Origin of the sequence: Kribbella sp. NBC_01245, from assembly GCF_036226525.1 — a bacterium.
Classification (GTDB): domain Bacteria; phylum Actinomycetota; class Actinomycetes; order Propionibacteriales; family Kribbellaceae; genus Kribbella.
This window is the reverse complement of sequence record NZ_CP108487.1, coordinates 3295775-3320961: the sequence shown is the minus strand read 5'-3', so window position 1 is coordinate 3320961 and position 25187 is coordinate 3295775. Positions and strand designations below refer to the sequence as shown.

General features: G+C 67.6%; 22 protein-coding genes and 2 tRNA genes. 16 read left to right on the top strand and 8 right to left on the bottom strand.

The features are described from left to right. Positions 1-29 precede the first annotated feature (29 nt). Positions 30-100, bottom strand: a tRNA-Gly gene (locus tag OG394_RS14580). Between the two features lie 107 nt (positions 101-207). Here OG394_RS14580 and OG394_RS14575 point away from each other — a divergent pair. The 8 genes from OG394_RS14575 to OG394_RS14540 all read left to right on the top strand — a co-directional run bounded on the left by OG394_RS14575 (position 208) and on the right by OG394_RS14540 (position 8762). Beyond that, positions 208-280: transfer RNA gene (locus OG394_RS14575), tRNA-Pro, on the top strand. 80 nt (positions 281-360) lie between these two features. Then, a complete protein-coding gene (tig, locus tag OG394_RS14570) occupies positions 361-1746 on the top strand; it encodes a trigger factor (protein WP_328995878.1) in 1386 nt (461 codons plus the stop codon). A gap of 120 nt (positions 1747-1866) precedes the next feature. Beyond that, a complete protein-coding gene (locus OG394_RS14565) occupies positions 1867-2802 on the top strand; it encodes a hypothetical protein (protein WP_328995877.1) in 936 nt (311 codons plus the stop codon). Positions 2803-2812: 10 nt separating this feature from the next. Beyond that, positions 2813-4117, top strand: a complete 1305-nt coding sequence (locus tag OG394_RS14560; RefSeq protein ID WP_328995876.1) for a hypothetical protein — start codon at positions 2813-2815, stop codon at positions 4115-4117. A 79-nt stretch (positions 4118-4196) separates the two neighbouring features. Beyond that, positions 4197-4820 carry a ClpP family protease gene (locus tag OG394_RS14555; protein WP_328995875.1) on the top strand — a complete coding sequence of 208 codons (624 nt, stop codon included), beginning with the start codon at positions 4197-4199 and terminating at the stop codon, positions 4818-4820. 28 nt (positions 4821-4848) lie between these two features. Continuing rightward, a complete protein-coding gene (locus tag OG394_RS14550) occupies positions 4849-5460 on the top strand; it encodes an ATP-dependent Clp protease proteolytic subunit (RefSeq protein ID WP_328995874.1) in 612 nt (203 codons plus the stop codon). Positions 5461-5639: 179 nt separating this feature from the next. Beyond that, positions 5640-6935, top strand: a complete 1296-nt coding sequence (clpX, locus tag OG394_RS14545; RefSeq protein WP_328995873.1) for an ATP-dependent Clp protease ATP-binding subunit ClpX — start codon at positions 5640-5642, stop codon at positions 6933-6935. A gap of 168 nt (positions 6936-7103) precedes the next feature. Continuing rightward, positions 7104-8762 carry an alpha/beta fold hydrolase gene (locus OG394_RS14540; protein WP_328995872.1) on the top strand — a complete coding sequence of 553 codons (1659 nt, stop codon included), beginning with the start codon at positions 7104-7106 and terminating at the stop codon, positions 8760-8762. A gap of 68 nt (positions 8763-8830) precedes the next feature. Here the strand turns inward: OG394_RS14540 and OG394_RS14535 are convergent, their stop codons facing one another. Together OG394_RS14535 and valS are read right to left on the bottom strand one after the other, a co-directional pair. Further along, a complete protein-coding gene (locus OG394_RS14535) occupies positions 8831-9949 on the bottom strand; it encodes a hypothetical protein (protein WP_328995871.1) in 1119 nt (372 codons plus the stop codon). Between the two features lie 160 nt (positions 9950-10109). Continuing rightward, positions 10110-12671: a valine--tRNA ligase gene (gene valS / locus OG394_RS14530; protein WP_328995870.1), complete on the bottom strand. Its 2562-nt coding sequence runs from the start codon at positions 12669-12671 to the stop codon at positions 10110-10112. A 63-nt stretch (positions 12672-12734) separates the two neighbouring features. On the opposite strand from valS, the gene OG394_RS14525 reads away from it, so the two are divergent. Together OG394_RS14525 and OG394_RS14520 are read left to right on the top strand one after the other, a co-directional pair. Next, positions 12735-14075: a bifunctional folylpolyglutamate synthase/dihydrofolate synthase gene (locus OG394_RS14525; RefSeq protein ID WP_328995869.1), complete on the top strand. Its 1341-nt coding sequence runs from the start codon at positions 12735-12737 to the stop codon at positions 14073-14075. Continuing rightward, positions 14072-14401 carry a DUF4233 domain-containing protein gene (locus OG394_RS14520; protein ID WP_328995868.1) on the top strand — a complete coding sequence of 110 codons (330 nt, stop codon included), beginning with the start codon at positions 14072-14074 and terminating at the stop codon, positions 14399-14401. The genes OG394_RS14525 and OG394_RS14520 overlap by 4 nt, the downstream gene beginning before the upstream one ends. 9 nt (positions 14402-14410) lie before the next feature. On the opposite strand, the gene OG394_RS14515 is transcribed toward OG394_RS14520, so the two are convergent. The 3 genes from OG394_RS14515 to OG394_RS14505 form a co-directional block, all read right to left on the bottom strand. After that, positions 14411-15184, bottom strand: coding sequence for a hypothetical protein (locus OG394_RS14515; RefSeq protein WP_328995867.1), 774 nt, complete (start codon positions 15182-15184; stop codon positions 14411-14413). Between the two features lie 117 nt (positions 15185-15301). Beyond that, positions 15302-16300: a hypothetical protein gene (locus tag OG394_RS14510; RefSeq protein ID WP_328995866.1), complete on the bottom strand. Its 999-nt coding sequence runs from the start codon at positions 16298-16300 to the stop codon at positions 15302-15304. 104 nt (positions 16301-16404) lie between these two features. Next, entirely contained in the window at positions 16405-17355 is a 951-nt protein-coding gene (locus OG394_RS14505; protein WP_328995865.1) for a hypothetical protein, read from the bottom strand. On the opposite strand from OG394_RS14505, the gene ndk reads away from it, so the two are divergent. Continuing rightward, the gene (gene ndk, locus OG394_RS14500) at positions 17354-17764 is read left to right on the top strand and encodes a nucleoside-diphosphate kinase (RefSeq protein WP_328995864.1); all 411 of its coding nucleotides are present in this window, start codon (positions 17354-17356) and stop codon (positions 17762-17764) included. The two genes, OG394_RS14505 and ndk, sit on opposite strands and share 2 nt — an antisense overlap. Positions 17765-17773: 9 nt before the next feature. Here the strand turns inward: ndk and OG394_RS14495 are convergent, their stop codons facing one another. Further along, positions 17774-18550, bottom strand: a complete 777-nt coding sequence (locus OG394_RS14495; RefSeq protein WP_328995863.1) for a hypothetical protein — start codon at positions 18548-18550, stop codon at positions 17774-17776. 228 nt (positions 18551-18778) lie between these two features. Between OG394_RS14495 and OG394_RS14490 the strand changes: the two genes are divergently transcribed. The 5 genes from OG394_RS14490 to rodA are packed head-to-tail and all read left to right on the top strand — an operon-like array spanning position 18779 to position 24470. Further along, positions 18779-19804, top strand: a complete 1026-nt coding sequence (locus OG394_RS14490) for a rod shape-determining protein (RefSeq protein WP_328995862.1) — start codon at positions 18779-18781, stop codon at positions 19802-19804. A gap of 10 nt (positions 19805-19814) precedes the next feature. Then, positions 19815-20744, top strand: a complete 930-nt coding sequence (gene mreC, locus OG394_RS14485; RefSeq protein ID WP_328995861.1) for a rod shape-determining protein MreC — start codon at positions 19815-19817, stop codon at positions 20742-20744. Then, positions 20744-21268 (top strand): rod shape-determining protein MreD, encoded by a 525-nt coding sequence (mreD, locus tag OG394_RS14480; protein WP_328995860.1) that lies wholly within the window; start codon positions 20744-20746, stop codon positions 21266-21268. Before mreC ends, mreD begins: the two co-directional genes overlap by 1 nt. Continuing rightward, on the top strand, positions 21265-23310 hold the full coding sequence (gene mrdA / locus OG394_RS14475) for a penicillin-binding protein 2 (protein ID WP_328995859.1): 2046 nt from the start codon (positions 21265-21267) through the stop codon (positions 23308-23310). The genes mreD and mrdA overlap by 4 nt, the downstream gene beginning before the upstream one ends. Continuing rightward, positions 23307-24470, top strand: a complete 1164-nt coding sequence (rodA, locus tag OG394_RS14470; RefSeq protein WP_328995858.1) for a rod shape-determining protein RodA — start codon at positions 23307-23309, stop codon at positions 24468-24470. Before mrdA ends, rodA begins: the two co-directional genes overlap by 4 nt. Here rodA and OG394_RS14465 read toward each other — a convergent pair. Continuing rightward, positions 24467-25153 carry a TetR/AcrR family transcriptional regulator gene (locus OG394_RS14465; RefSeq protein ID WP_328995857.1) on the bottom strand — a complete coding sequence of 229 codons (687 nt, stop codon included), beginning with the start codon at positions 25151-25153 and terminating at the stop codon, positions 24467-24469. The two genes, rodA and OG394_RS14465, sit on opposite strands and share 4 nt — an antisense overlap. Positions 25154-25187: the final 34 nt, after the last annotated feature.

Below are 25187 nucleotides of genomic sequence, written 5' to 3'. Positions count from 1 at the left end.
CCCGGCCAGGTGGCCGGGGCCTTCGGTTGAGCGGGTGACGAGAATCGAACTCGCGTAGTCAGTTTGGAAGACTGGGGCTCTACCATTGAGCTACACCCGCAGGCGTCGCCCATGATTCCACATGGCCGGGGCGACGCTCAAATCGATTGGTCGAGGGGGGTGGGCGCGAGCATGGCTCTGCGTCCACTAGACTCGTGCGGTCGCCACCGGGGCGTAGCGTAGTGGCTAGCGCGCCTGCTTTGGGAGCAGGAGACCGCAGGTTCGAGTCCTGTCGCCCCGACAAAACCCTCTGCGAAGCCGTGTAAACGGCTGCGCGAGCGCAGTACCGATCAGCGTCACCGACCAAGGAGAACCGCCACCGTGAAGAGCACCGTCGAGTCCGTGAGCCCGACCAAGGTCCGGCTCATCGTCGAGGTGCCGTTCGAGGAACTCAAGCCGAGCCTCGACGCGGCGTACCAGAGCATCGCCCAGCAGATCGTCGTCCCGGGCTTCCGCAAGGGCAAGGTTCCCCCGCAGGTCATCGACCAGCGGGTCGGTCGGGGTCCGGTGCTCGAAGAGGCCATCAACGACGCGCTGCCCAAGCTGTACTCGCAGGCCGTCCAGGACAACCAGGTCAAGGCGATCGGCCGGCCTGAGGTCGACGTGACCGAGTTCAACGACAAGGAGAGCCTGCAGTTCTCCGCCGAGGTCGAGGTCCGTCCCGACCTCACGCTGCCGGATCTCGACGGTATCGAGGCCGAGGTCGAGGACATCGCGATCAGCGACGACGAGGTCGACGAGCAGGTGGAGGCGCTGCGTCAGCGCTTCGGCTCGCTGAACCCGGTCGAGCGCGCGGTCGCCGACAAGGACTACATCACCCTCGACCTGTCGGCCAGCAAGGACGGCGTGAAGGTCGAGGAGGCGCAGGCCACCGGTCTGTCGTACCAGGTCGGCAGCGGTCAGCTGCTCGACGGTCTGGACGAGGCCGTGATCGGTCTGTCCGCCGGCGAGTCGGCCACCTTCACCACCCAGCTGGTCGGCGGTGAGCTGAAGGGTGAGGACGTGCAGGTCGACGTCACCGTCACCGCCGTCAAGGAGCAGGAGCTGCCGGAGTTCGACGACGACTTCGCCCAGACCGCCTCGGAGTTCGACACCGCCGAGGAGCTCAAGGCCGACGTCCGGACCCGCCTGGAGCGTGGCAAGCGCCTCGAGCAGGCCGGCGACGCCCGCGACGCCGTGCTCGAGAAGATCCTCACCCTGGTCGACGTGCCGGTGCCGGACGGTCTGCTGACCGACGAGCTCGCCGCCCGCCGGGAGAACCTCGAGCAGCAGCTCGGCTACTCCGGCATGACCTTCGCGCAGTTCCTCGAGACCGAGGAGCAGACCGAGGAAGAGTTCGACGAGGACCTGAAGAAGCGGTCCGAGGACGCCATTCGCGCACAGTTCGTGCTGGACCTGGTTGCCGAGCAGCAGGAGCTGAGCGTCAACGACCAGGAGCTGACCGAGCACATCATCCGGCACGCGCAGCGTTCCGGTGTCAGCCCGGACCAGTTCGCCCAGCACGCCGTCGAGCACAACCTGGTGCCGAGCCTGGTGTCCGAGGTCGTCCGCGGCAAGGCCCTCGCCCACCTGGTCGAGAACGCGAAGGTCACCGACGCCTCCGGCAACGTGGTCGAGCTCAAGACCCTGCAGCCCGACGGCTCGTACGGCGACCCGGCCGACGCCGCCGCCGAGGCTCCGGCCGAGGAAGAGCCCGTCAAGGCCTGACCTCAACAGCACTCCAGACAGCGGTCGCCCGGTCAGGGCGGCCGCTGTTCTGCATTCCGCCAGTGAAGTGCCAGCGTCCTCTCCTACCGTCGCGCCCACGCCGATTGGAGAGGACCAGCCATGAGTACGACGATGCACCCCGCTGCCGAGGTGCCCGCCGCCCCCAAGCGCGCCACGGCGACCCCGAGCCTCGACCTGTTCGCCCGCGGCGGCGACAACGCCCTCTGGCACCGGTGGTGGGCAGCAGGCGTCGGCTGGACCTGCTGGCAGAGCCTGCGCGGTGAGCTGGGCGACGGCGCCGGAGCCGCCTCCCACGACCCTGGGATCGTCCACGTGGTTGCGCTCGGCATAGACGGCCGTATCAAGAACAGGGCGTTCGTGAACTCCGGAGGCATCACTGGCGGCTGGAGCAACTGGTCTCAGCTCGGCAACCAGCAGTTCCTTGCGTCGCCCGCAGCGGCCTCCTGGGGCAGCGACCACTTCGAGGTGTTCGCCACCGGTACGGACAAGCGCATCTGGCACAACTGGTACCGCTTCGGCGGTGGCGGTTGGAGCGGCTGGTACGCGTTTGCCGCCGACACGAAGCTGTTCAAGTACGCGCCCGCCGCAGCCTCGTTCGACGCGCAGAAGCTGAACGTCTTCGGTCTGGGGGAGGACGGCCGGATCTGGGAGCGCGCCCACCTCGGCAACGGCCAGTGGAGCGCCTGGCGCGCGATGGGCGACGACCTGTTCGACTCGGCGCCCGCGGCCACGTCGTGGGGTAAAGGCCATCTCGAGGCCTTCGCACGATCGGCCGACGGGCGGATCTGGCACAACTGGTACCGCTTCACCGCCGGCGCCTGGAGCGGCTGGTACGTCTTCGATGGGCCGCAGCGGTTCAAGGAGTCGCCCGCAGCCGCCTCGCACGCCCCGGAGACCCTCAACCTCTTCGCCCTGGGCACGGACGACCGGATGTGGCAGCGCTACCACCTCGGTGGCGGCTCCTGGAGCGCCTGGGCGCCGATGGGCGACGACCTGTTCACCTCCTCGCCCGCAGCGGCGTCCTGGTCCATCTGAGAGGCCTGCCATGACCGATTCGCGCATCAGCCGCCGCCTACTCCTCCAACTGGCCGCCGGCGCCGGCCTCGCGCCGTACCTGGGCCCGATGACAGCAACAGCAAGTGCGGCTGACGGGCCGACGATCCTGACCGATGACGTCTTCCCGATCGGGTTGTTCTGGCCGCCGCCGAAGTCCGAGACGACGCATGAGCGGTACGTCGAGCTGGCCGCCGCCGGTATCAACGTGGTGAGCGGTGGCAACGACGTCAACAAGACCGATTCGGCGCCACTCGCCGAGACCGACGCGAACGCGTTGATGATGCAGCACGCGTACGGCGTCGGCATCCGCGCGCTGCCGACGGACAACCGGATCTCGCACGCCACCACGTGCGGCAATTGGCAGGACGGCATCCGTCGTGCGTTGGCCGAGTACGAGGCCTACCCGGCGTTCGCGGGGTTCCGGATCGCGGATGAGCCGAGTCCGGTCGAATACCCGCGCTATCGGATGATCGCGGACGTACTGAAAGCGGCCGCGCCCCAGCACCTGGCGCATATCAACCTCGTGCCGGTGTATTCGGCGTCCGCGCAGGCGGCGTACGAGGAACACCTTCGCCGGTACGTCGAGCAGGTCGATCCGACGTTCGTCTCGTTCGACCATTACCCGTTGCTGACCGACGGGACCGTGCGGTCGACGTACTTCCTCAACTGGGCGCTCGTCCGCGCTGCGGGGCTGGCCGCGAATCGGCCCACCTGGGTGTACATCCAGTCGGTCGACCACTGGAACATCAAACGGCCCAACTATGCGGAGATCTTCTGGCAGATCACGATGAGCCTGGCCTATGGCTGCAAGGGGATCCAGTACTTCACCTATTGGACGCCGATCAATCGCGAGGACTTCGAGTTCGGCGCCGCGCTGATCGGCAAGGACCTCCGGCCGACGCAGGTTTATCACGACGCGAGCAGGATCAACCGGGAGTTTCTGGCGCCGGTCGGCCGGGAACTCAAGCACCTGGTGAGCGAATCCGTCGAGCACGCGAACGAGAACCCGCTGCCGCTGGGCGCCAAACCGTTCGCCGCGGACGCCGTCGTACAGAGCGTGACCGGCGGTTCGGTGGTCATCGGACGGTTTCGGCAGGCGGTGGAAGACGGGCAGCGATGGCTCCTGGTGGCCAACCGGTCACACCAGGCGCAAACTACGGCCCGGGTCACGGTCAGCCGCGAGGTGGCGGAATTCGCCCCTGCGACGGGGGATTACCGGCCGATAGCGGGCGCATTCGACGTGCGGCTGGCAGCTGGGGAGGCCCGCCTTTACCGGCTTTCCGGTCTTAGCTGACAGCAGACACAGTGCGCCGTGAGCGAACACTTGCCGGACCCGCTTAGGTCTGTCGATGCGGCCCAGTAATGTCGGCTTCGTGAACCAGACAAACGCAGCCATCCCCACCGCCGCCGGCGGCAACGGATCAGGCGGACTCGACGACCACATCTACCAGCGCCTGCTGACCAACCGGATCATCTTCCTGGGGTCCGAGGTCCGGGATGACAACGCGAACGCGATCTGCGCTCAGATGCTGCTGCTGAACGCCGAAGACCCGAACAAGGACATCTGGCTGTACATCAACTCGCCAGGTGGTTCGGTGGACTCGGGTATGGCGATCTACGACACCATGCAGTGGATCTCGAACGACGTCGCCACGGTCGGCATGGGCCTGGCCGCGTCGATGGGTCAGTTCCTGCTCTGCGCCGGTGCGAAGAACAAGCGCTTCGCCCTGCCGCACGCGCGAATCATGATGCACCAGCCCTCCGGCGGTATGGGTGGAACGGCGTCGGACATCAAGATCCAGGCGCAGCAGTCGTTGCATATCAAGGCTCAGCTCTTCAAGCTGATTGCCGAGCACACCGGTCAGCCGCTGGATCAGGTCGAGAACGACGCTGACCGCGACCGCTGGTTCACGGCGGACCAGGCGAAGGAGTACGGCTTCATCGACCACGTCGTCGCGAGCGCCGCGCAGCTCAGCAGCGGCAGCCCGAACTCCTGACCTTCCCACTGAACACTAAGGACACAGCATGAACTACTTCATCCCGCAGTGGGAGGAGCGCACGTCTTACGGCATGCGCCGGGTCGATCCCTACACCAAGCTGTTCGAGGAGCGCACCATCTTCCTCGGCACCCCGATCTCCGACGAGATCGCGAATGCCGTGATGGCGCAGCTGCTCTGCCTGGAGTCGATGGACCCCGACCGCGACATCAGCATCTACATCAACTCGCCCGGCGGCTCGTTCACGGCCCTGACGGCGATCTACGACACCATCCGGTACATCAAGGCCGACGTCGCGACCGTCTGCCTCGGCCAGGCCGCCTCGGCCGCCGCCGTGCTGCTGGCCGCCGGCACCCCGGGTAAGCGTCTCGCCCTGCCGAACAGCCGGATCATCATCCACCAGCCGGCCACCGAGGGCACCTACGGGCAGTCCAGCGACATCGAGATCCAGGCGAACGAGATCCTCCGCCTGCGCTCGCTGCTGGAGAAGATGATCTCCGACGCCAGCGGCAAGTCGATCGAAGAGGTTTCACACGACATCGAGCGGGACAAGTTCCTCACCGCGGAGCAGGCCGTGGAGTACGGTCTGATCGACGGAATCCTGGAGAGCCGCAAGGCACCGGTCCCGGCCGGGGTCTGATTCCGGATGACCGGTTATCGACGGTGCTGTCAAGAGGGGCGGGCGTTCGCCACCGGCGTAGCGATCGACGCGTGGGTTGGCGCGGCGAATCGCCCCTCGGCGCGGTACCGTCGAACTGGGTCCGCGTTCGGCCCGGAGCGCCGGTCGGCCTCGACTGTTGAGAGAAGGGATCACTCCCGGTGGCACGCATAGGTGACGGCGGAGATCTGCTCAAGTGCTCGTTCTGTGGCAAGAGCCAGAAGCAGGTCAAGAAGCTCATCGCCGGTCCAGGCGTCTACATCTGCGACGAGTGCATCGATCTCTGCAACGAGATCATCGAGGAGGAGCTGAACGAGGGCTCCGAGGTCGGTCTGACGGAGCTCCCGAAGCCTCGCGAGATCTACGACTTCCTCAACGCGTACGTCGTTGGTCAGGACGTGGCGAAGAAAGCCCTCGCGGTGGCGGTTTATAACCACTACAAGCGGGTCCGCGACGGTCAGAGCTCTGCCAGCTCGGGCCGGCACGCGAAGGACGAGGCGGTCGAGCTCGCCAAGTCGAACATTCTGCTGATCGGCCCGACCGGTTGCGGTAAGACGTATCTGGCCCAGACCCTGGCCCGGATGCTGAACGTGCCGTTCGCGATCGCCGACGCGACCGCGCTGACGGAGGCGGGTTATGTCGGTGAGGATGTCGAGAACATCCTGCTGAAGCTGATCCAGGCCGCTGACTATGACGTCAAGAAGGCCGAGACCGGCATCATCTACATCGATGAGGTCGACAAGATCGCCCGCAAGAGCGAGAACCCGTCGATCACCCGGGACGTCTCCGGCGAGGGCGTGCAACAGGCCCTGCTGAAGATCCTCGAGGGTACGACGGCGTCGGTCCCGCCGCAGGGCGGCCGCAAGCACCCGCATCAGGAGTTCATCCAGATCGATACGACGAACGTGCTGTTCATCGTCGGTGGTGCTTTTGCCGGTCTGGACCACATGGTCGAGCAGCGCGTCGGCAAGAAGACGCTGGGCTTCACGCTCGCCCGCGACGACGAGAAGATCAAGGAATCCAGCGGCTACGCGGATGTGATGCCCGAGGATCTGCTGAAGTTCGGCCTGATCCCCGAGTTCATCGGCCGGCTGCCGGTGATCACCACGGTCTCGCCGCTGGACCGCGATGCCCTGATCAAGATCCTCTCCGAGCCGAAGAACGCACTCGTCAAGCAGTACCGGCGGTTGTTCGAGATCGACAACGTCGAGCTCGAGTTCACCGACGACGCGGTCGACGCGATCGCGGACCAGGCGCTGCTGCGCGGCACCGGTGCCCGCGGGCTGCGCGCCATCATGGAGGAGGTGCTCCTCAACGTGATGTACGAGGTGCCCAGCCGTGATGACGTAGCCAAGGTGGTCATCAACGGTGAGGTCGTGCTGGACAACGTCAACCCGACGCTGATCCCGCGTGACCAGATCGAGCGCAAGCGCGAGCGCCGCGAGAAGACCGCCTGACACGCGGAAAGTCTGCTGCAGCGGGCCTCACACCATCCGGTGTGGGGCCCGCTTCATTTCGTGACCCCCTTTAGGGGGAGGCGGCAAGCCAGCCCAGCGGCTGACGCGGAGTGTGGCCTGCCGTTCATAGCCTGAGGCCTCACGATGTCCCCGACACCTTGGAGTGACATGCGACGCCCGAGTCGACGACTTCCGGCCACGCTGCTCGCGGCCGCCGTCGTCGTACCGCTACTGACAACCGGTACGACGGCCATCGCGGCCACAGATGCAGCCGAGCTGAACGCGGCCCGCGGACCAAAGAGCCCGGTGGTGCCGAAGATCAACTGGAAGAGCTGTGGCGACAAGCCCGAGCTGAAGGCCTTCCAGTGCGCCACGGTGGAGGTCCCCACTGATTACGACAAGCCCCGGGGTGCGACGACGACGATCGCGCTGACCCGGCTCCCGGCGTCCGACCAGGCCCACAAGGTCGGCACGCTGTTCACGAACTTCGGTGGGCCGGGTGGTCCCGGCGTCGAGACCTTGCGCCAGATCGGGCAGGTCGGTTACACCGCGAAGGTTCGGGCCCGGTTCGATGTTCTCGGCTTCGACCCGCGCGGTGTCGGACTCTCGGACCCTGCGACGTGTTTCCCGACCGCTGCCGAGGAGAACGCGTTCTGGGCGGGCAAGGAGGCCTTCCCACTTACGAAGGAGCAGGAGCGCGAGAACCTGATCTCGAGCATCCAGCTGGCGCGAAGCTGCGCGAAGACCTCGCCGGACCGCCTCGCGCACTTCTCCACGGCGAACGTCGCCCGCGACATGGACCTGCTGCGGCAAGCCGTCGGCGACGAGAAGCTCTCGTACATCGGGTATTCGTACGGCACCTACCTCGGCGCGACGTACGCGAAGCTCTTCCCGAACAACGTGCGCGCGCTCGTGCTCGACGGCACGCTGCAGCCCGAGTGGTACTCCGCCTCGGACGGCAGCAAGCGCACGCCGATCGGCGTACGCCTCAAGCAAGGCGAGGGCGGCCACGAGACCTTCGCGGAGTTCAACCGGCAGTGCAAGGCGGCCGGCCCGGCGCAGTGCGTGCTGGCTGGTCTCGGTGACCCCGCCACCGTGGCCGAGCGGACGCTGCAGCGGTTGAAGACGAAGCCGGTTGTGCTGACCTTGCCGGACGGAACCAAGGTCCCGATCTCGTACCAGACGGCTGTCATGAACACCTTCTTCGGTCTGTACGACCCGATCGGGTATCCCGACCTGGCGGAATTCCTCGCCGTGGTGTCGCTCGCGTCCGAGCCGGCTCAGGCCAAGCGGTCGGCCGGGGCCGTGTCCGAGTCGCTACAGCGGTGGATCAAGCGGATGGAGGAGTACACCAGCGTCGGCTCGTCACTCCAGTTCTGCGTCGAGTCGCCGGCAACCGGCAAGCCGCTGGCGTACGGCGCGGCCGCCGACGCCGCCGACAAGGTCGCACCCCACTTCGGCCGGGCGCGGTCCGGCTTCGGTCTGATGTGCGAATTCCTGCCGATCCGCGACCACGACGACTTCCGTGGCCCGTGGAAGCAGCAGACCAAGGAGCCCGTGCTGGTCATCGGTACCAAGTACGACCCGGCCACGCCGTACAGCGCGACCAAGCCGTACGCGAGGTTCTGGCCGAACGCCCGCACGGTCACGGTCAACGGCTGGGGGCACACCACCCTCTTCAAGAGCCAGTGCGCGGACCGTCTGATCACGGACTACCTGGTCGACCGCAAGGCTCCGGCCGACGGGACGAACTGTGAGCAGGACCGGAAACCGTTCGACCCGCTGCCGACTGCCGCCAAGCAACTGCCGGTGCTCGGCGGCTTCTGAGAGTCATCCCGGGAAAACGAACCGCCCGGTCCCTTATGGCAAGGGGCCGGGCGGTTCGTCTCTGCTGGCTACTTCATTGCTTCGAAGGCCTCGTTGGCGATTGGGCCGACGGCGTCGACGTTCAGCTTGTTGCTGGCGTCCTGCGCGATCACGGTCAGGGTGTTGGAGATGCGGTAGCACCGGGTCATCAGGTTCTCGACGGTCGGCACGCAGGTGGCTTCGCCGATCTTCTTGACCTGGTCCGGGGAGGCGCCGTCGGTCTCGAGGGTCTTCTTCAGGTCGATCTTGCCGCGGAGCGCGATCACGATGTAGATCTTGTCGCCGGTCAGATCGCCGTACGCCTCGACGGCGGTCTTCTTGCCGTCGTTGACCCGGCTCAAGGTGTCGCGGGTGGTGTCGAGCTGGAGCTGATTGCGCGTCTCGGCATCCGTGATGCGGCTCAACCCGCCGAGCTTCTCCGGCGCCTTGATCTCGCGCGTGGTGCTCAGACGGCTCATCGGGCCGAGGCCGGCGAAGTACCCGAACCCGGCCAGCACCAGCAGCACCGCCGCGATCGTGCCGACGGTCAGCCAGGGGTTGCGCTTGGCCTTGGCCGGCTTCACCGGCTTCGACTCGTCGCCACCGGTCTCGGCAGGCGTCGTTCCGGTGGGCGGCGCAGGCGGCACGACCGGAATCTCCCCGGTGTCCTCCTTATCGACCGCGGCCTCATCCGCCTCCGCCTCGTCAGCCTTAGCCTCATCGGCCTTCACCGCTTCGGCCTTCACCTCGTCGGCCTTCGTGTCGACGGGCGTCGCCTCGTCAGCCTTTGCCTCGTCAGCCTTTGCCTCGTCAGCCTTTGCCTCGTCAGCCTTCGCCTCGTCAGCCTTCGCCTCGTCAGCCTTCGCGTCGGCAGACGTCTCCGCTTCGGTCTTCTCGTCGCTCTTCTCCGCGACGGCAGGTGCCTCGGCAGGCGTCGGCTTTTCAGCGGTCGCGGCATCCTCCGGCTTTTCACCCTCCGCCGGTTTCTCACCCTCGGCCGGCTTTTCCTCCGCAGCGGGGGGCTCGGCCTTGGCCGGGGTTTCCGCCGGGGTGGCCGGAGTTTCCGCCTTGGCGGGGGTCTCAGGCTCAGCGGGGGAGGCCGGGGAGGCCGGTGTTGCCGGCTTCTCCGCCGGGTCTACCGGGTCCGCCGGGGTCTTGGGGTCGCTCATCGGTTTGGCTCCTCAGGACGTACGTCGCGTTCGCGCCGCCCCGATGCTCGCACATTCAGGCGAGGACCGGGGCCGCGACACCGTGCGGCGTACCGCGCCGGCGCCCCAAGTCCGGACGCTAGCGCGTTGCGACGACCTCGTCGATGGTCGAGTCGGGACCCTAGAGCGTCGCGACAACCTCGATGGTGTCGCCATCGCTCTTCCAGATGATCTCGCCGATGATCCGGCCGGCCGCGCGCAGATCGCCCTCGGCCTGGGCGGCCAGCTCGAGCCGCTCGCCCGGACCGCTGACCTCGATCATGGAGACCTCGGTCTTCATCGAGACCTGGGCGTTCGACTTCGCGCCCCGGATCTTCGCGAGCACCTCACCGGCGGCGACCAGCACCTCCGGGTCGTGCTCGGTGACGGCGACATCGACGTCCGGCACCGGCCAGGAGGTCGTGTGGATCGACCCCTCCTGCCACCACGACCAGACCTCTTCGGTCGAGAAGGGCAGGTACGGCGCGAGCAGGCGCAGCTGGACCGACAGCGCGATCGCCAACGCCGACTTCGCCGAGGACGCGGCAGCCTCGCCACGCCCGCCGTACGCGCGCTCCTTGACGAGCTCCACGTAGTCGTCGCAGAACGTCCAGAAGAATCGCTCGGTCACCTCAAGCGCACCGGTGTAGTCGTACGCGTCAAAAGCGGCAGTCGCTTCGTCGATGGTCTGACGCAGGCGGCGCAGCATCGCCAGGTCGACCGCCTCGGTCACGGCAGCCGGGTTGGCCTCGGTGACCGCGGCCGGGTTCTCCTCGGTGGCGCCGAACGACAGCACGAACTTCGACGCGTTCAGGACCTTGATCGCGAGCCGGCGGCCGACCTTCATCTGCGACTCGTCGAACGGCGAGTCCATCCCCGGCCGGGCCATCGCCGCGCGCCAGCGAACCGCGTCCGAGCCGTACTTGTCGAGGATCTCCGACGGCACGATCGCGTTGCCCTTGGACTTCGACATCTTCTTGCGGTCCGGGTCGACAACGAATCCGGAGATCATCGAGCGGGCCCACGGCAGCGTGCCGTTCTCGAAGTTGGCCCGGACGACGCGGGAGAACAACCAGGTCCGGATGATCTCGTGCGCGTGCGTGTTCAGGTCCATCGGGAACGTACGCCGGAAGAGGTCGTCGTCGCGCTCCCAGCCGCAGACGATGTGCGGGGTGAGCGACGAGGTGGCCCAGGTGTCCATCACATCCGGGTCGGCCTCGAAACCACCCGGCTTGCCGCGCTGTGACTCGTCGTACCCACTCGGGCACTGCGAGGTCGGGTCGATCGGCAGGTCCGCCTCGGCGGGCATCAGGGGGTGCTCGTAGTCCGGCTCGCCGTCCTGACCGATCGGATACCAGACCGGGAAGGGCACGCCGAAGAAGCGCTGGCGCGAGATCAGCCAGTCGCCGTTCAGCCCGTCGACCCAGTTCATGTACCGGTGCTTCATGTGCTCCGGGACCCAGCCGAGCTCATTGCCCCGCTCGAGGAACTCCGCCTTGAGCGAAGCGTCGCGGCCGCCGTTCTTGATGTACCACTGGCGTGTGGAGACGATCTCGAGCGGCTTGTCGCCCTTCTCGAAGAAGTTCGTCATCCGGCTGGTGGGCTTGGGCTCGCCATCCAGGTCGCCGCTCTCGCGCAGCTTGGCCACGATCAGCTCGCGCGCGCTGAAGACGGTCTTGCCCGCGAGCTCGCCGTACAGCTCCGAGCCCTCGAGCCACTCCGGGGTGTCGCGCAGCAGCCGGCCGTCGCGGCCGATGACGGTACGCACGGGCAGCTGCAGCTCACGCCACCACTGGACGTCGGTCAGGTCGCCGAAGGTGCAGCACATCGCGATACCCGCGCCCTTGTCCGGCTCGGCGGCGGCGTGCGCGATGACCGGCACCTCGATACCGAACAGCGGCGAGCGGACCGTCTTGCCGAACAAACCCTGGTACCGAGAGTCGTCCGGGTGCGCGATCAGCGCGACACAGGCCGGGATGAGCTCCGGCCGGGTCGTCTCGATGTAGATCGGGCCTTCGGGACCGTGGAACGAGATCCGGTGGAAGGCGCCCGCATACTCCCGGGCCTCCAGCTCGGCCTGCGCGACGGCGGTCTGGAACGTGACGTCCCACATCGTCGGCGCCTCGGACAGGTACGCCTCACCGCGGGCGAAGTTGCGCAGGAACGCCCGCTGCGACGTACGCCGTGAGTCGTCCGAGATGGTGGTGTAGAGGTACGACCAGTCGACGCTGAGGCCGACCTGGCGCCACATCGCCTCGAACGCCTGCTCGTCGATATGCGTCAGCTGACCGCACAGCTCGACGAAATTCTGCCGGCTGATCGGGATCTGCTTCTTCGCGTCGGGCTTGGCCGGCGGCTCGAACGAGGCGTCGTACGGCAGGGACGGGTCGCAGCGGACGCCGTAATAGTTCTGCACGCGGCGCTCGGTCGGCAGGCCGTTGTCGTCCCAGCCGATCGGGTAGAACACCTTCTTGCCGCGCATGCGCTGGAACCGCGCGACCAGGTCGGTGTGGGTGTAGCTGAAGATGTGCCCGACGTGCAGCGAACCGGAGACGGTCGGCGGCGGGGTGTCGATCGAGTAGACGTCAGCGCGCTCGGCCGTCCGGTCGAAGGCGTAGGTCTGCTGCTCCTTCCATACGGCAGCCCATTTCTCCTCGAGGCCTTCGAGGGTGGGCTTGTCAGGAACGCGGGACGTCTCGGTCATGCACGCAATCCTAGTGCCCGTCAAGGTGTGCTTCCGACCGGATTAACTACAGTGGGTCTCCTCATGACCAACACCTCGTACGCCGATGTCTCGGCCAAGCTCCAGGCTCGCTGGCCCGAGAGCAAGATCTCGCCCACCCTGGAGCGCGTCCAGCGCCTGGTGGAACTGCTCGGTGACCCGCAGAGGACCTACCCGGTCATCCACCTCACCGGCACCAACGGCAAGACCTCCACGGCGCGGATGATCGACTCGCTGCTGCGGTCGGCGGGCCTGCGTACCGGCCGGTTCACCAGCCCGCATCTGGAGACCGTGCGCGAGCGGATCACGCTGGACAACGAGCCGATCAGCGAAGAGCGGTTCGTCGAGGTCTACGAGGAGCTCGAGCCGTATCTCGACCTGGTCGACGCCGAGTTCGACGTACCGCTGTCGTTCTTCGAGGTGATCACGGCGATGGCCTTCGCGGTGTTCGCGGACGCCCCGGTCGACGTGGCCGTGATCGAGGTCGGTCTCGGTGGCACCTGGGATTGTACGAACGTCGCGGACGGCGTCGTCGCCGTGGTCACGCCCATCGACGTCGACCACAGCCACCTGCTCGGCGACGATCCGGTCGGCATCGCGGGGGAGAAGGCCGGCATCATCAAGTCCGGCGCCACTGCCGTGACGTCGCAGCAGACCGTCGAGGTGTTCGAGGTGCTGATGGGCCGCGCGGCCCAGGTCGGCGCCACGATCGTTCGCGAGGGCCTCGAGTTCGGCGTACTGACGCGAGAGGTCGCGGTCGGCGGCCAGCTGGTCCGGTTGCGCGGGCTCGGCGCGGAGTACGAGGACATCTTCATCCCCCTGCACGGCGAGTACCAGGCGCACAACGCGGCGACGGCTCTCGCGGCGGTCGAGGCGTTCCTCGGCGCCGGCTCGCAGGACGACCGGATCGACATCGACCTGGTGCGCAACGGCTTCAACGACGTCACCTCACCCGGACGGCTCGAGGTGGTACGCCGCAGCCCGACCGTGATCGTGGACGCGGCGCACAACCCGCACGGCGCCAAGGCGACGGCCGAGGCGGTGTCGGAGGCGTTCGCGTTCGCCCCGCTGATCGGGGTGGTCGGCGTGATGCGGGACAAGGACGTTTACGGTCTGCTCGAGGCCTACGAACCGATCATGGAGACCATCGTCTGCACCCAGAACTCGTTCGACCGGTCGATGTCGGCGCGGGACCTCGGTGAGATCGCAATGGAGGTCTTCGGCGACGACCGGGTGCTGGTCGCGCCGCGGCTGGACGAGGCGATCAGCGAGGGCGTTCGGCTGGCCGAGGAGAACTCCCCGATGGGCAGTGGTGGCGTCCTGATCACCGGGTCCGTCATCACCGCGGGCGAGGCCCGGGTGCTGCTGAAGGGCTCGAACCGATGAGGTCACTGGCGGCCATTGTGCTGACCTTCGAGGCGATCGTGCTGGCGTTGGTCACCCCGGTAATGATCTCCGTCGCGGACGTCTCGAAGGGCGTGTCCCTGGCGGTCTGCCTCGGGCTGGCCCTGTTCACGCTGGTCGCGGCCGGCCTGCTGCGGCACAAGGTCGGCTACGTCCTCGGCTGGATCGTCCAGGTCGGCGCGGTCGGCCTCGGCTTCATCGTGCCGGTGATGTTCGTGCTCGGGCTGGCTTTCGCCGGGTTCTGGGTGATGGCGATCAAACTCGGCCGCCGCATCGACGAGGCCAAGGCGGCGGCCGAAGCCGGCTGACGCGGGTCGCTAGCGGACCACGCCGAGATAGACGTACGACGAGGCGATCGTTTCGTACGGCGACTTGAAGACGGCGCGCACGTTGTGGCCACGGTACGGCGAGAGGTCGCGGCCGAGCAGGTAATAGCCGTTGGCGTGCGTCGCGTTCGGTTTGACCAGGATGTCCTTGTATGGAAGGCCGTTGCGCGAAGCCTGCAGCACCATCGTCCGGCCCTTCAGCGGCACGATCGAACCGGTCGAGGTGTACGCCTTGAGGTAGCCGGTGAACCACTGGTTGACCGGAATCGATCCCTTGGGCGAACCGGTGAGGATCGACGCCCGGCGGACCGAGGTGGTCCGGATATCGGCGAGGTCGTAGTTCTTCACCTTCGTCACGCCGTTCTTTGTGACCGCGATCTGGCGGATTCGCCAGTGGCCGGTATCCGCGAGGCTGATCTGGTGCTTCGATGCCAGGTAATGCATCTCGCCGTCATAGCCGATGCGCGCGTAGGCGCTGTAGACCTTGTTGCTGTAGGGCTTGCTGATACCGACCGTGGCAACCGCACCCTGGCAGGCGTTGCTGTTGACCAGGGTCAGCGTCCGGATGGCGTGATTGGCCGGCGAGATGATGGTCTGGCCGTAGTTGTCGAAGAACGTCGGCTGCTCCAACGCGTTCAGACAAGCCAAAGCCGAGTTGGCGGCCGAAGTCGTCGCGATGGCCGTGGTCGCGCCGAACAAGCCGGTGCCGGCCAGGGCGAGCCCGGCGACGGCCGCCACAGCGCGCCGGCCGAAGGTGGTGATCATGATGATTCCCTCCCGAGGATGCTTACGGACTACGCCAGTAAGACGCCACCGGCCGGGAAAAGTTCGGCACCTGCCGCGTCCCCCGAGACGGGACGCGGCAGGTGAGCTGTCGTCAGCTCAACGCACTTTGCCCAAGTATTGATAGGACTTGGCGATGCTCTGGTACGGCGACGGGTAGTGCAGCCGGAGCTCGTGGCCGGCCACCTTGGCCCGCTTGACCTGGAGCAGGTAATACCCGTTGGCGTGAGTGCTCTTCTGCTCCACCAGCACGGTCTGCCACGAGCCCTTGGCGCCACCCTTGCGCGCCTGCAGCACGATGGGCTGGCCCTTGAGCCCGACCATGGCGCCCTTGGTCGAGATTGTCGTCAGGTGGCCGGTGATGCCGACGAGCTCGCCCTTCCAGATCACGTATGACCTCGGGGTCCGGTCGGCGTCGCGTGCGCGGGTCTTCTCGATGGCGACGAGCGGCTGGTGGTCCATCCGCACCCAATGCCGTTGGTTCGCACCCAAGTACGACGCTCGCCGGACGGTGGTGCTGACGTCACCGATCGGCCTGACCACGAGTTCGGCGCCCTGGCGGACCGCGACTTGCCGGATCTTCCACTCGCCGGTGTCCTTCGGCGTGATCGGCAACCAGGCGGTCAGCGAACCACCTGGCAATCGCCGGTCGGCCATCTTCCGGGCCGGTTCATAGCGGGCGCCGAGGTTGTGCGCGAACGCGTTGCGGTATCCGCTGCCGTCGCCCTTGCTGAAGCCGAACGTCATCACCGCACCCTTGCAGGCCACAGCATCGTGATCGGCCGAGGCAGACAGCGAGTTGCTCCCCAGCCTGCTGATGAACCTCACCCCGCCGCCCTTCTGGCTGGTGTAGACGCGCACGGCCTCGGCCTGTTTCACCCCGACCTGCCACACACCCAGGCTTTGGATGGTGAAACCGCCGAGCAGGAACTGGCCGTTGGTGTCGTTGAAGCGCACGTTCTTGATGCTGTCCAGACAAGCCTGCGGCGAGGCGGCAGGTTCGGCGGACGCGAGGGGAGCCGAGGCGAGCGCGCCGGCGCCGGCCAGCGCGATCGCGGCGACGGTGGCACCCGCCCGCCGCCCTGTGCTTCCGATCATGAAGACCTCCGTGAATTGGCATTGACGACTGCAAGACGGAAGCCGGTGAACAAAAGGTTGCCCGGTCCCGGCGGAGATGCCGGAACCGGGCGACTGGAGCATGGCTAGTGAGCGCTGACGCTCACATTGGGGGAGACGCTCGCCACGTTCCAGGTATTCGCGGCGGTGTAGAGCCGCAGCGTGTGCGTGCCCTTCTTGGCGGGCTTGAAGTAGGCGGTGTACTTACCGCTGGTGGTGCTGACCGCGACGACGTTCACGAACTTCGTGCCGTCCCAGCGCTGCAGGTACACCTTCTGGCCGTTCGCCGCCGGGTAGACCGTGCCGGTGACCTTCACGTACTGACCGACGGCCGGCGTGCTGTCGCTGACCGCCCGCGTGATCTTGCGGCGGACGTTGACGATCTGGACCGCCGAGCCCGCGTTGTTGTACGACGAGCAGGTCGCGCGGCCGTCGTACGACGCGTCGATTGCGCGGTTGCTTGTCGCGGTGTAGGTCACGGTGGTCTTTCCGGTCGAACCGGCGATCGCCGTGAGGTGGGTGTAGCCGCCCATCGGCGAAGTGAGTGTCACGGTGCGCTTACCCGGTACGCCGACCAGCGCGGTGGTGGCGGTCGAGCCGAGCAGTTGGTGGTTGACAGTCACGGTGGTGCCGGCCGTGACGACGCGCGGCGCGGGCGGGGCGGTGAAACGGCTGGCCCAGACCGCGGCGTACCGGCGCCACGGCTTGCCGGCCTTGTCGTACAGGATCCAGGTGCCGGCGTCGGCCGGGCCGTAGCTATAGGTGTCGTCGCCGTAGGCAATGGTGTCGCTGCCACCGGAAGCCATGCCGAAGTTGAACGCGACGCCGTGCTTCTTCGAACCGTCCGGGCGGCTGACGAACCGCTGGCTGGCCGGGTCCTCCGAGGTCGGTGGGGCGCGGGGAAGCGCGCCTCCACCAGCAACGATGCGGAGAACGACCGGTTGGTTGTGCCAGACCTGCGAGCCGGTCGCGGGAGCGTCACCCGCTAGGCTGAGCGTCCCAGTCGGTTCCGCCTGAACACCCGGAGAGAGTGACATGTCGCAGCGCACCCTGGTCCTGCTCAAGCCCGACGCCGTTCGGCGGGGCCTGGTCGGTGACATCCTCGGCCGGTTCGAGGCCAAGGGCCTGAGCCTGGTCGCGATGGAGCTGCGCACGATCGACGCCGATCAGGCCGACCAGCACTACGCCGAGCACGTCGAGCGCGACTTCTACCCGCCGCTGCGCGCGTTCGTCACCAGTGGTCCGCTGGTGGCGCTGGTGCTCGAGGGCGACGAGGCGATCGAGGTGGTGCGCGCGCTGAACGGCGCCACCGACGGACGCAAGGCGGCTCCGGGCACGATCCGTGGCGACTTGTCGCTGTCGAACCGCGAGAACCTGGTTCACGGTTCCGACTCCCCGGAGTCCGCCGAGCGCGAGATCAAGCTCTGGTTCCCCGACCTCCCCTGAGCCCGAAGATCAGGGATGGCCGATTCCGACGCCCATGTAGGTGAAGTCGGAGGCGATGGTCTGGTAGCGGGAGCGGAAGATCACGCGGATCTCCTGCGGGTACTTGTAGCCGAAGTTGATCCCCCCGCCCCAGCGCCCGGTGGACGTGGACTCGAAGTCGTTCACCACGCCATACTCGCCGCCCCAGCCGTAGCGACGGCCCTGCAGTTCGACGAGCTGCCACGGCAGTGGTGAGAGTCCACCCTTGCTGTTGTACGCCTTCAAGTAGCCGCCTACCCACAACACGTCGTTGTTGTCGGCCTGGAACTTGCCGGTCGGGTATGCCGTCAGCACCGAGGCGCGCTTCACCCGCGCGACCGAGGTCTGCTTGGCCGGGTCGAGCGACCGCACCGCGCCCTGCCCGTTCCAGCTGACGGCGATCTGCCGGATGGTCCAGTCGCCGGTGTCGGCCCAGCCCAGCCGGTGAGTGGCCCGCACCCAGCCGGTCGACGGGTCGAAGCTGGCGTTGGCGTTGCGGAACTGGCTGCCGTCGCGACGGCTGATCCCGATCGCGAACACGGCGCCCTGGCAGAGCGCCGGGTTGATCCGGAAGTTCGGCACGACGTTGCGGTGGTTCGGCGACAGCGTCACGCCGACGAACCCGGTCTCCTGGCCCATCGCGGGCAGCCGCGACATCGAGCTCAGACACTGGTGACTGGGCGCGGCCGACGCGGGCAGAGTGCCGACGGTGCCGGTGACGGCCGCCAGGACAACGGGTAGTGCGACGGCAAACCGGAGCAGTTTCATGGTCCCCTCCCAAGGGAATAGCTGGTGTGATGTGTGACACACCAACTTCGCCGCGAGTTGCTCGTTGACCTTCACGGTTCGGTAACGAGGCTCCGGACCCCGGATGATGGCATGGGGTAGTCGGTCGGATACGATGCGTGAGTGGCTGAGCGGTGACGTGTCGGTCGCCGGGCGGGGGCCGGAACGCGTCTAGCCTGTGGAGCGAAGCAATGGGCGGGAGGCGGCGCGATGGCGAACAGCATGCTCGGCCGCGATATGGCGGTAGATCTCGGTACGGCGAACACCCTGGTTTATGTCCGCGGACGTGGCGTCGTGCTGAACGAGCCGTCCGTGGTCGCGACCCGGACCGACGAACCGCGCGAGGCGGTCGCCTTCGGGCATGAGGCGAAGAAGATGATCGGCCGGACGCCGGGCAACATCACCGCGATCCGGCCGTTGAAGGACGGCGTGATCGCGGACTTCGACGCCGCCGAGCAGATGCTGCGCTACTTCATCCAGCGCGTGCACCGCCGTCGGTACTTCGCGAAACCCCGGATCGTCGTCTGCGTTCCGTCGGGGATCACCGCCGTCGAGCAGCGCGCTGTCCGGGACGCGGGCTATATGGCCGGCGCCCGCAAGGTCTACATCATCGAGGAGCCGATGGCCGCGGCCCTCGGGTCCAACCTCGAGGTGCGCGACGCCACCGGCAACATGGTCGTCGACGTCGGCGGTGGGACCACCGAGGTCGCGGTGATCTCGTTCGGCGGCATCGTCACCAGCCAGTCGATCCGGGTCGGCGGTGACGCCATCGACAAGGCCATCCAGACGTACTGCAAGAAGGAGTACTCGCTGATGCTCGGCGAGGCCACCTCCGAGCAGATCAAGATGACCATCGGCTCGGCCTTCCCGGCCCGCGAGGAGCCGACCGCCGAGATCCGCGGCCGGGACATGGTCTCCGGCCTGCCGCGCACGGTGAAGGTCTCCGCGGCCGATATCCGCAAGGCGATCGAAGAACCACTCGCCTCGATCATCGACGCGGTCAAGGCCACCCTGGACAAGACGCCGCCCGAGCTGGCCGGTGACATCGTCGACCGGGGCATCGTGCTCACCGGCGGCGGTGCCCTGCTGCAGGGCCTGGACGAGCGCCTGCGGCACGAGACCGGTATCCCGATCCATGTCGCGGACAACCCGCTCGACGCCGTCGTGCTCGGCGCGGGCAAGTGCGTGGACAACATCGAGACCCTGCAACGCATCCTCGTCACCGACCGCCGCTGAGGACCGACGAATGCTGAAAGATCTCGGCGCACCGCCTACCAGGGGTGTGGTCCGGTCCGCCGGGCTGCCCAAGGACATCCGCCGCCGCCGGACCGTGCTCGCGCTGGTCGTGCTGGCCTCGCTCACCCTGATGATCCTGGACGCCCGCCGCTCAGCCGGGTCGCCGGTCGATCCGTTGCGCGATACCGCGGCCGGCATCTTCGGCCCGCTGCAGTCGAGCGCGACGTCGGCCCGCAAACCGGTCGACGACCTCAAGGCGAAGTTCGCCGCGGCCGAGCGACTCACCGCGGAGAACGAGCGCCTCCGCGAGGAAAACCGCAAACTGACGAGTCAGCTGCGAAGCACCGACTACGCCCGCAAGCGTGCCGTCGAGCTCGACAAGCTGCTCCGGGTCGCGAGCAACGTCGGCTACAAGATCGCGCCCGCCCGGGTGATCGCGATCGGGCCCGCGCAGAGCTTCAGCCAGACCATCACGATCGACGCCGGCGCGGCGGACGGCGTTCGCGCCGACATGACCGTGCTGAACGGCGACGGCCTGATCGGCCGGGTCGTGCGAGCCACCGCGTCGACCGCGACGGTGCTGCTGATCGGCGACCGCGGTTCCACCGTCGGCGGGCGCCTCGACACCACTCAGGCCCTCGGCTTTGTCACCGGCCGCGGTGAGCTCGGTTCGCACGCCACTTTGGAATACCGGCTGGTCGACCTCAAGGCCCGGCCCAGGGTCGGCGCGAAGGTGATGACCTGGGGCTCGAGCGGCAACGCGCCGTACGTCGCGGGCGTGCCGATCGGCGTCATCACCTCGGTCGGCCCCGCCACCGGCACGCTCGGGTCCACTGCCCTGATCAGGCCGTACGCCGATGCCGGCCGGATCGACACCGTCGGCGTGGTCGTCGGGCCGACCGCCCGCAGCTCACGCCGACCGCTACCGGGGCCGCGCTGATGGCGGGCCTGCGCGTCGCGATCGCCGCGCTGTTCCTGATGGTCGCCGTGACCCTGCAACTCTCGACGCTGCCGCAACTGGCCATCGCCGGGGTGACGTGTGACCTCGCACTGGTGGTCGTCGTCGCGCTCGGCCTGGCCCGCGGGCCGGAGTTCGGCGCGATCGCGGGCTTCACGGGCGGCCTACTGCTCGACCTCGCGCCACCGGCCGACCACACCGCCGGCCGCTGGGCACTCGCGTTCGCGCTCGCGGGGTATGTCGCGGGCCTGGCCCGGCGGGAGAGCTTCGTCGGTCCCTGGGCGACGGCCGTCACGGTGGTCGTCGGCACAGTGCTTTCGCTGACCGTCTTCACCGCCACCGGGTCGTTGCTGCATGACCCATCTGTCGACTGGTCGTCGTACGGCGAGCGCCTCGGCATCGCCACCGGGTACGACCTCCTCGCGGCCGTGCTGGTGATCCCGCTGGTGTTGTGGGTGATGCGACTGGTGGTGCCACCAGGCGAGCGCAGGCGGGTGCTGTCGTGAGCAGTTACAACCCCGCCCCCGAGCGGCCGCGGCTGCGGTTGTTCGTGATCCGCGTGCTCGTTTTCTCCTTGCTGATAACGCTTTTCGCTCGGCTCTGGTGGCTCCAGGTGGTGGTCGGGGACGACTACGCCGACGCCGCCGACCAGAACCGGGTCCGCGAGGTGCTCACCCCGGCGGCCCGTGGCAACATCGTCGACGCCGCCGGGCGGACGCTGGTCGGCAACCGGGTCTCACTCGTCATCACCGTCGACCGGACCGTGCTGGTGAAACTGCCCGAGGCGCAGGCCAAACAGGTGCTGGTCCGGCTGGCGAAGGTCCTCCGGCAGACCCCGGCCGACCTCACCGCCCGGACGAAGCTCTGCGGCGAGCCCGGCGCGAGCAAACCGCCCGTCTGCTGGAACGGATCGCCGTACCAGCCGATCCCGGTGGCGAAGGACGTCAGCGAACAGGTCGCGATCGAGATCATGGAGCATCGGGAGAACTTCCCGGGCGTCAACGCCGAATCGGCCGCACTCCGCGCCTACCCCGCGCCGTACAAGGTGAACGCGGCTCACCTGCTCGGCTATCTCTCGCCGATCACCACCGGTGAGCTGGAGGATATGGAGGAGGCCGGGCAGGACCCGGTCACCCATCGGTCGGACCTGGTCGGCCGGGCCGGCGTCGAGCGCACGTACGACGCGATGCTGCGCGGCACGCCCGGCGTGAAGAGCGTGACCGTCGACAACCTCGGCCTGACCACGGGCGTGGCCAAGCAGACCGCGCCGGTGCCCGGGTCGACCCTCGTCACGAGCATCGACTCGCGGATCCAGTCTGTCTTGGAGCGCCAGTTGTACGGCGCGATGCTGACCGCGCGAAAGCAGTACGACAAGAACACTCGCCGCAACTACGTCGCGGATTCCGGCGCGGCCGTGGTGATGGACGTGAAGACCGGGCAGATCGTCGCGATGGCCAGCCAGCCGACGTACAACCCGGGGGTCTGGGTCGGCGGCATCACCCAGCGGGAGCTGGACGCGCTCTACTCGCCCAAGGCCGGTACGCCGCTGCTGTCGCGCGCGTTGCAGGGACAGCTCGCGCCCGGGTCGACGTTCAAGCCGATCACCACGGCGGCCGCGATCAACGCGGGCTATTCGCTGAAGAGCAAGCTGGACTGTTCGTCGTACTTCGAGGTCGGGAATCGCAAGTTCAAGAACTACGAGTCCGCGTCGTACGGGCGGATCGGGTTCGACCGGGCGTTGTCGATCTCGTGCGACACCTTCTACTACCGGATCGCGTACGACCTGTGGCTGCGCGCGGGCGGCAACTCCGGTGACGTCGACGCGAAGGACCCGGTCGTCGAGATGGCGAAGGCCTTCGGGCTCGGCCGTCCGACCGGTATCGACATCCCGGGCGAGGCCGCCGGCCGGATCGCGGATCGCAAGTGGAAGAAGGAGTACTACGACGCGCAGAAGGACTACTACTGCAAGATGGCGGCCAATCCCGAGCCGGGGACGTCCGCGTTCTTGAAGCAGTTCTCGCGCGAGTTCTGCGAGGACGGCTGGCGGTATCGCGCGGGCGACGCGGTCAACTTCTCCATCGGGCAAGGCGATACGACCATCACACCGTTGCAGCTGGCAACGATCTACTCGGCCTTGGCCAACGGTGGTGTGCTCTGGGAACCGCGCCTCGGCAAGAAGCTCGTCGGCCCGGGCGGCAAGGTCAAGGCGATCCCGTCGAAGTCGTCCGGCCGGTTGCCCATCTCCCCGTCGGTGCTGGCGTACATGGACAAGGCGCTGAAGGAGACGACTCGGACCGGCACGGCCGCGTGGAAGTTCGGCGGCTTCCCGCTGGACAAGCACCCGGTCCGTTCGAAGACCGGCACGGCCGAGGTGTACGGCAAGCAGACGACGTCCTGGCTCGCGACGTACGACGAACGCTATGCCGTCGTGATGATGCTGTCGCAGGCCGGTTCGGGCTCGGGCGCCTCCGGCACGGCCGTCCGTCACGTCTGGGAAGCGCTCTATAACGTGAAGGTCCCGGCTCCGGCTCCAGGTAAGAAGCCATGAGCCTGATGTACGGCGGCGGCCGGTCGCGCCTGGATCGGCGCTGGCCCCTACGGCAGGCCGATTGGCTGCTCGTACTGGCTGTCGGCGCGTTGTCGGCGGTGGGCGCGATGCTGATCTGGTCCGCCACCTATCAGCGCGATGCGCTCACCGGCGGCGATCAGTACGACTTTCTCCTGCGCCACCTGATGAACTTCGCCATCGGCCTGGTGCTGGCCGTCGGCGCCGCGGTCATCCCGCATCGCTGGGTCCGCATCCTCACCCCTTTCGTGTACGCCGGTTCCGTGCTCGGGCTGATCCTCGTGCTCGTGCCGGGCGTTGGTGCCGTCGTGAACGGCTCGCGCTCCTGGATCCACCTGCCCGGGTTGTCGATCCAGCCGAGCGAGTTCGCCAAGCTCGCGGTCATCGTCGGGATGGCCCTGCTGATCGCGGAGAAGGGTGAGACGAACCATCGCGAAGAGGCCCGCACCATCGATCTCGCCCAGTCCCTAGTGGTGGCGGCGATCCCGGTCGCCCTCGTCGTACTGCAACCAGACCTCGGCACGGTGATGGTCCTCGGCGCCCTGGTCTTCGGCATCATCGCGGTGTCTGGCGTATCGAAGCGCTGGCTGGTGGGTCTGGTGCTGGTGGCCACGACGACGGCCGTGCTGGCGATCCAGTTCCACGTGCTGAAGGACTACCAGCTCGCGCGGTTCGCGGCCTTCGCCGATCCGTCGCAGGACCCACGCGGTATCGGCTACAACGTGAACCAGGCCCGCATCGCGATCGGCAACGGCGGCGTCTTCGGCCAAGGGCTGTTCCACGGTTCGCAGACGCAGAACGCGTTTGTGCCCGAGCAGCACACCGACTTCGTCTTCACGGTGGCGGGAGAGGAGCTCGGCCTGATCGGCGCCGGCGGCATCATCGTGCTGTTCGCGATCGTGCTCTGGCGTGGCCTGCGCATCGCGGTCAACGCGCGCGACGCCTTCGGCCGGCTGGTCGCGACCGGAGTCGTCTGCTGGTTCGGCTTCCAGGCCTTCGAGAACATCGGCATGACCCTCGGCATCATGCCCGTCACCGGCCTGCCGCTGCCGTTCGTCTCCTACGGCGGCTCCTCGATGTTCTCCGGCCTACTAGCGGTCGGCTTGCTCCAGAACATCCATCTGCGCAGCAACTCGATCTAGCCGAGGTGCGTCTCGGCGCCGTCCAGACAGAGGTCGATGATGTAGCGGAAGGCCTGCTCGTCGTCCTTGACGATCTGCGCCGGCGTGCGCCCGCGGGTGCTTAGCTGGGAGGCCATCGCCGCCAGGCCGGGAGTGTCCTCACGGTTGCCATGGGCAAGGAACGCGTCGCGGGCGGCAAGCCGTTCCTCTACGCGCTCGGCCCGTTCGTCCTCGAGGTCGACGTGCAGGAACCCGGTGCCGACGAGATAGCTGTAGATGTCGACGGCCTCGTCGCCGAACCCGGCCCGTTGCAACACCGTCACGCCCCGGTCGATGATGCGCATCGCCGACGGCACGGTCGGGCCGGCCAGGTAGAGCCGGCGCGCGACGCCGGGATACTTCCGCAGCACCTTGCGCCCCTCGCAGAGGAACTCGGTGAACCAGTCGCGCCAGGGCAAGTCGGCCGGCGGGCAAGGCATCTGCGCGACCACCCGCTCGGTGACGGCGTGCAGCACGGCGTCCCGGCCGCCGATGTGGTGGTAGATGACCGCGGGATAGACGTCGAGCTCGCCGGCCAGGTCCCGCACGCTCCACCCGTCCAGCCCTTTGCGCGCGGTGAGAGCCGTCGCGGCGGCCGCGACCTTGGCCGCGGTGATCGGCGGCAGGCCGGCCGCCGTCCTCGACTTGGGCGAACTGGGTGTCATGCGTCCAGACCTAATCATGTCTCCCGGTGGTAAG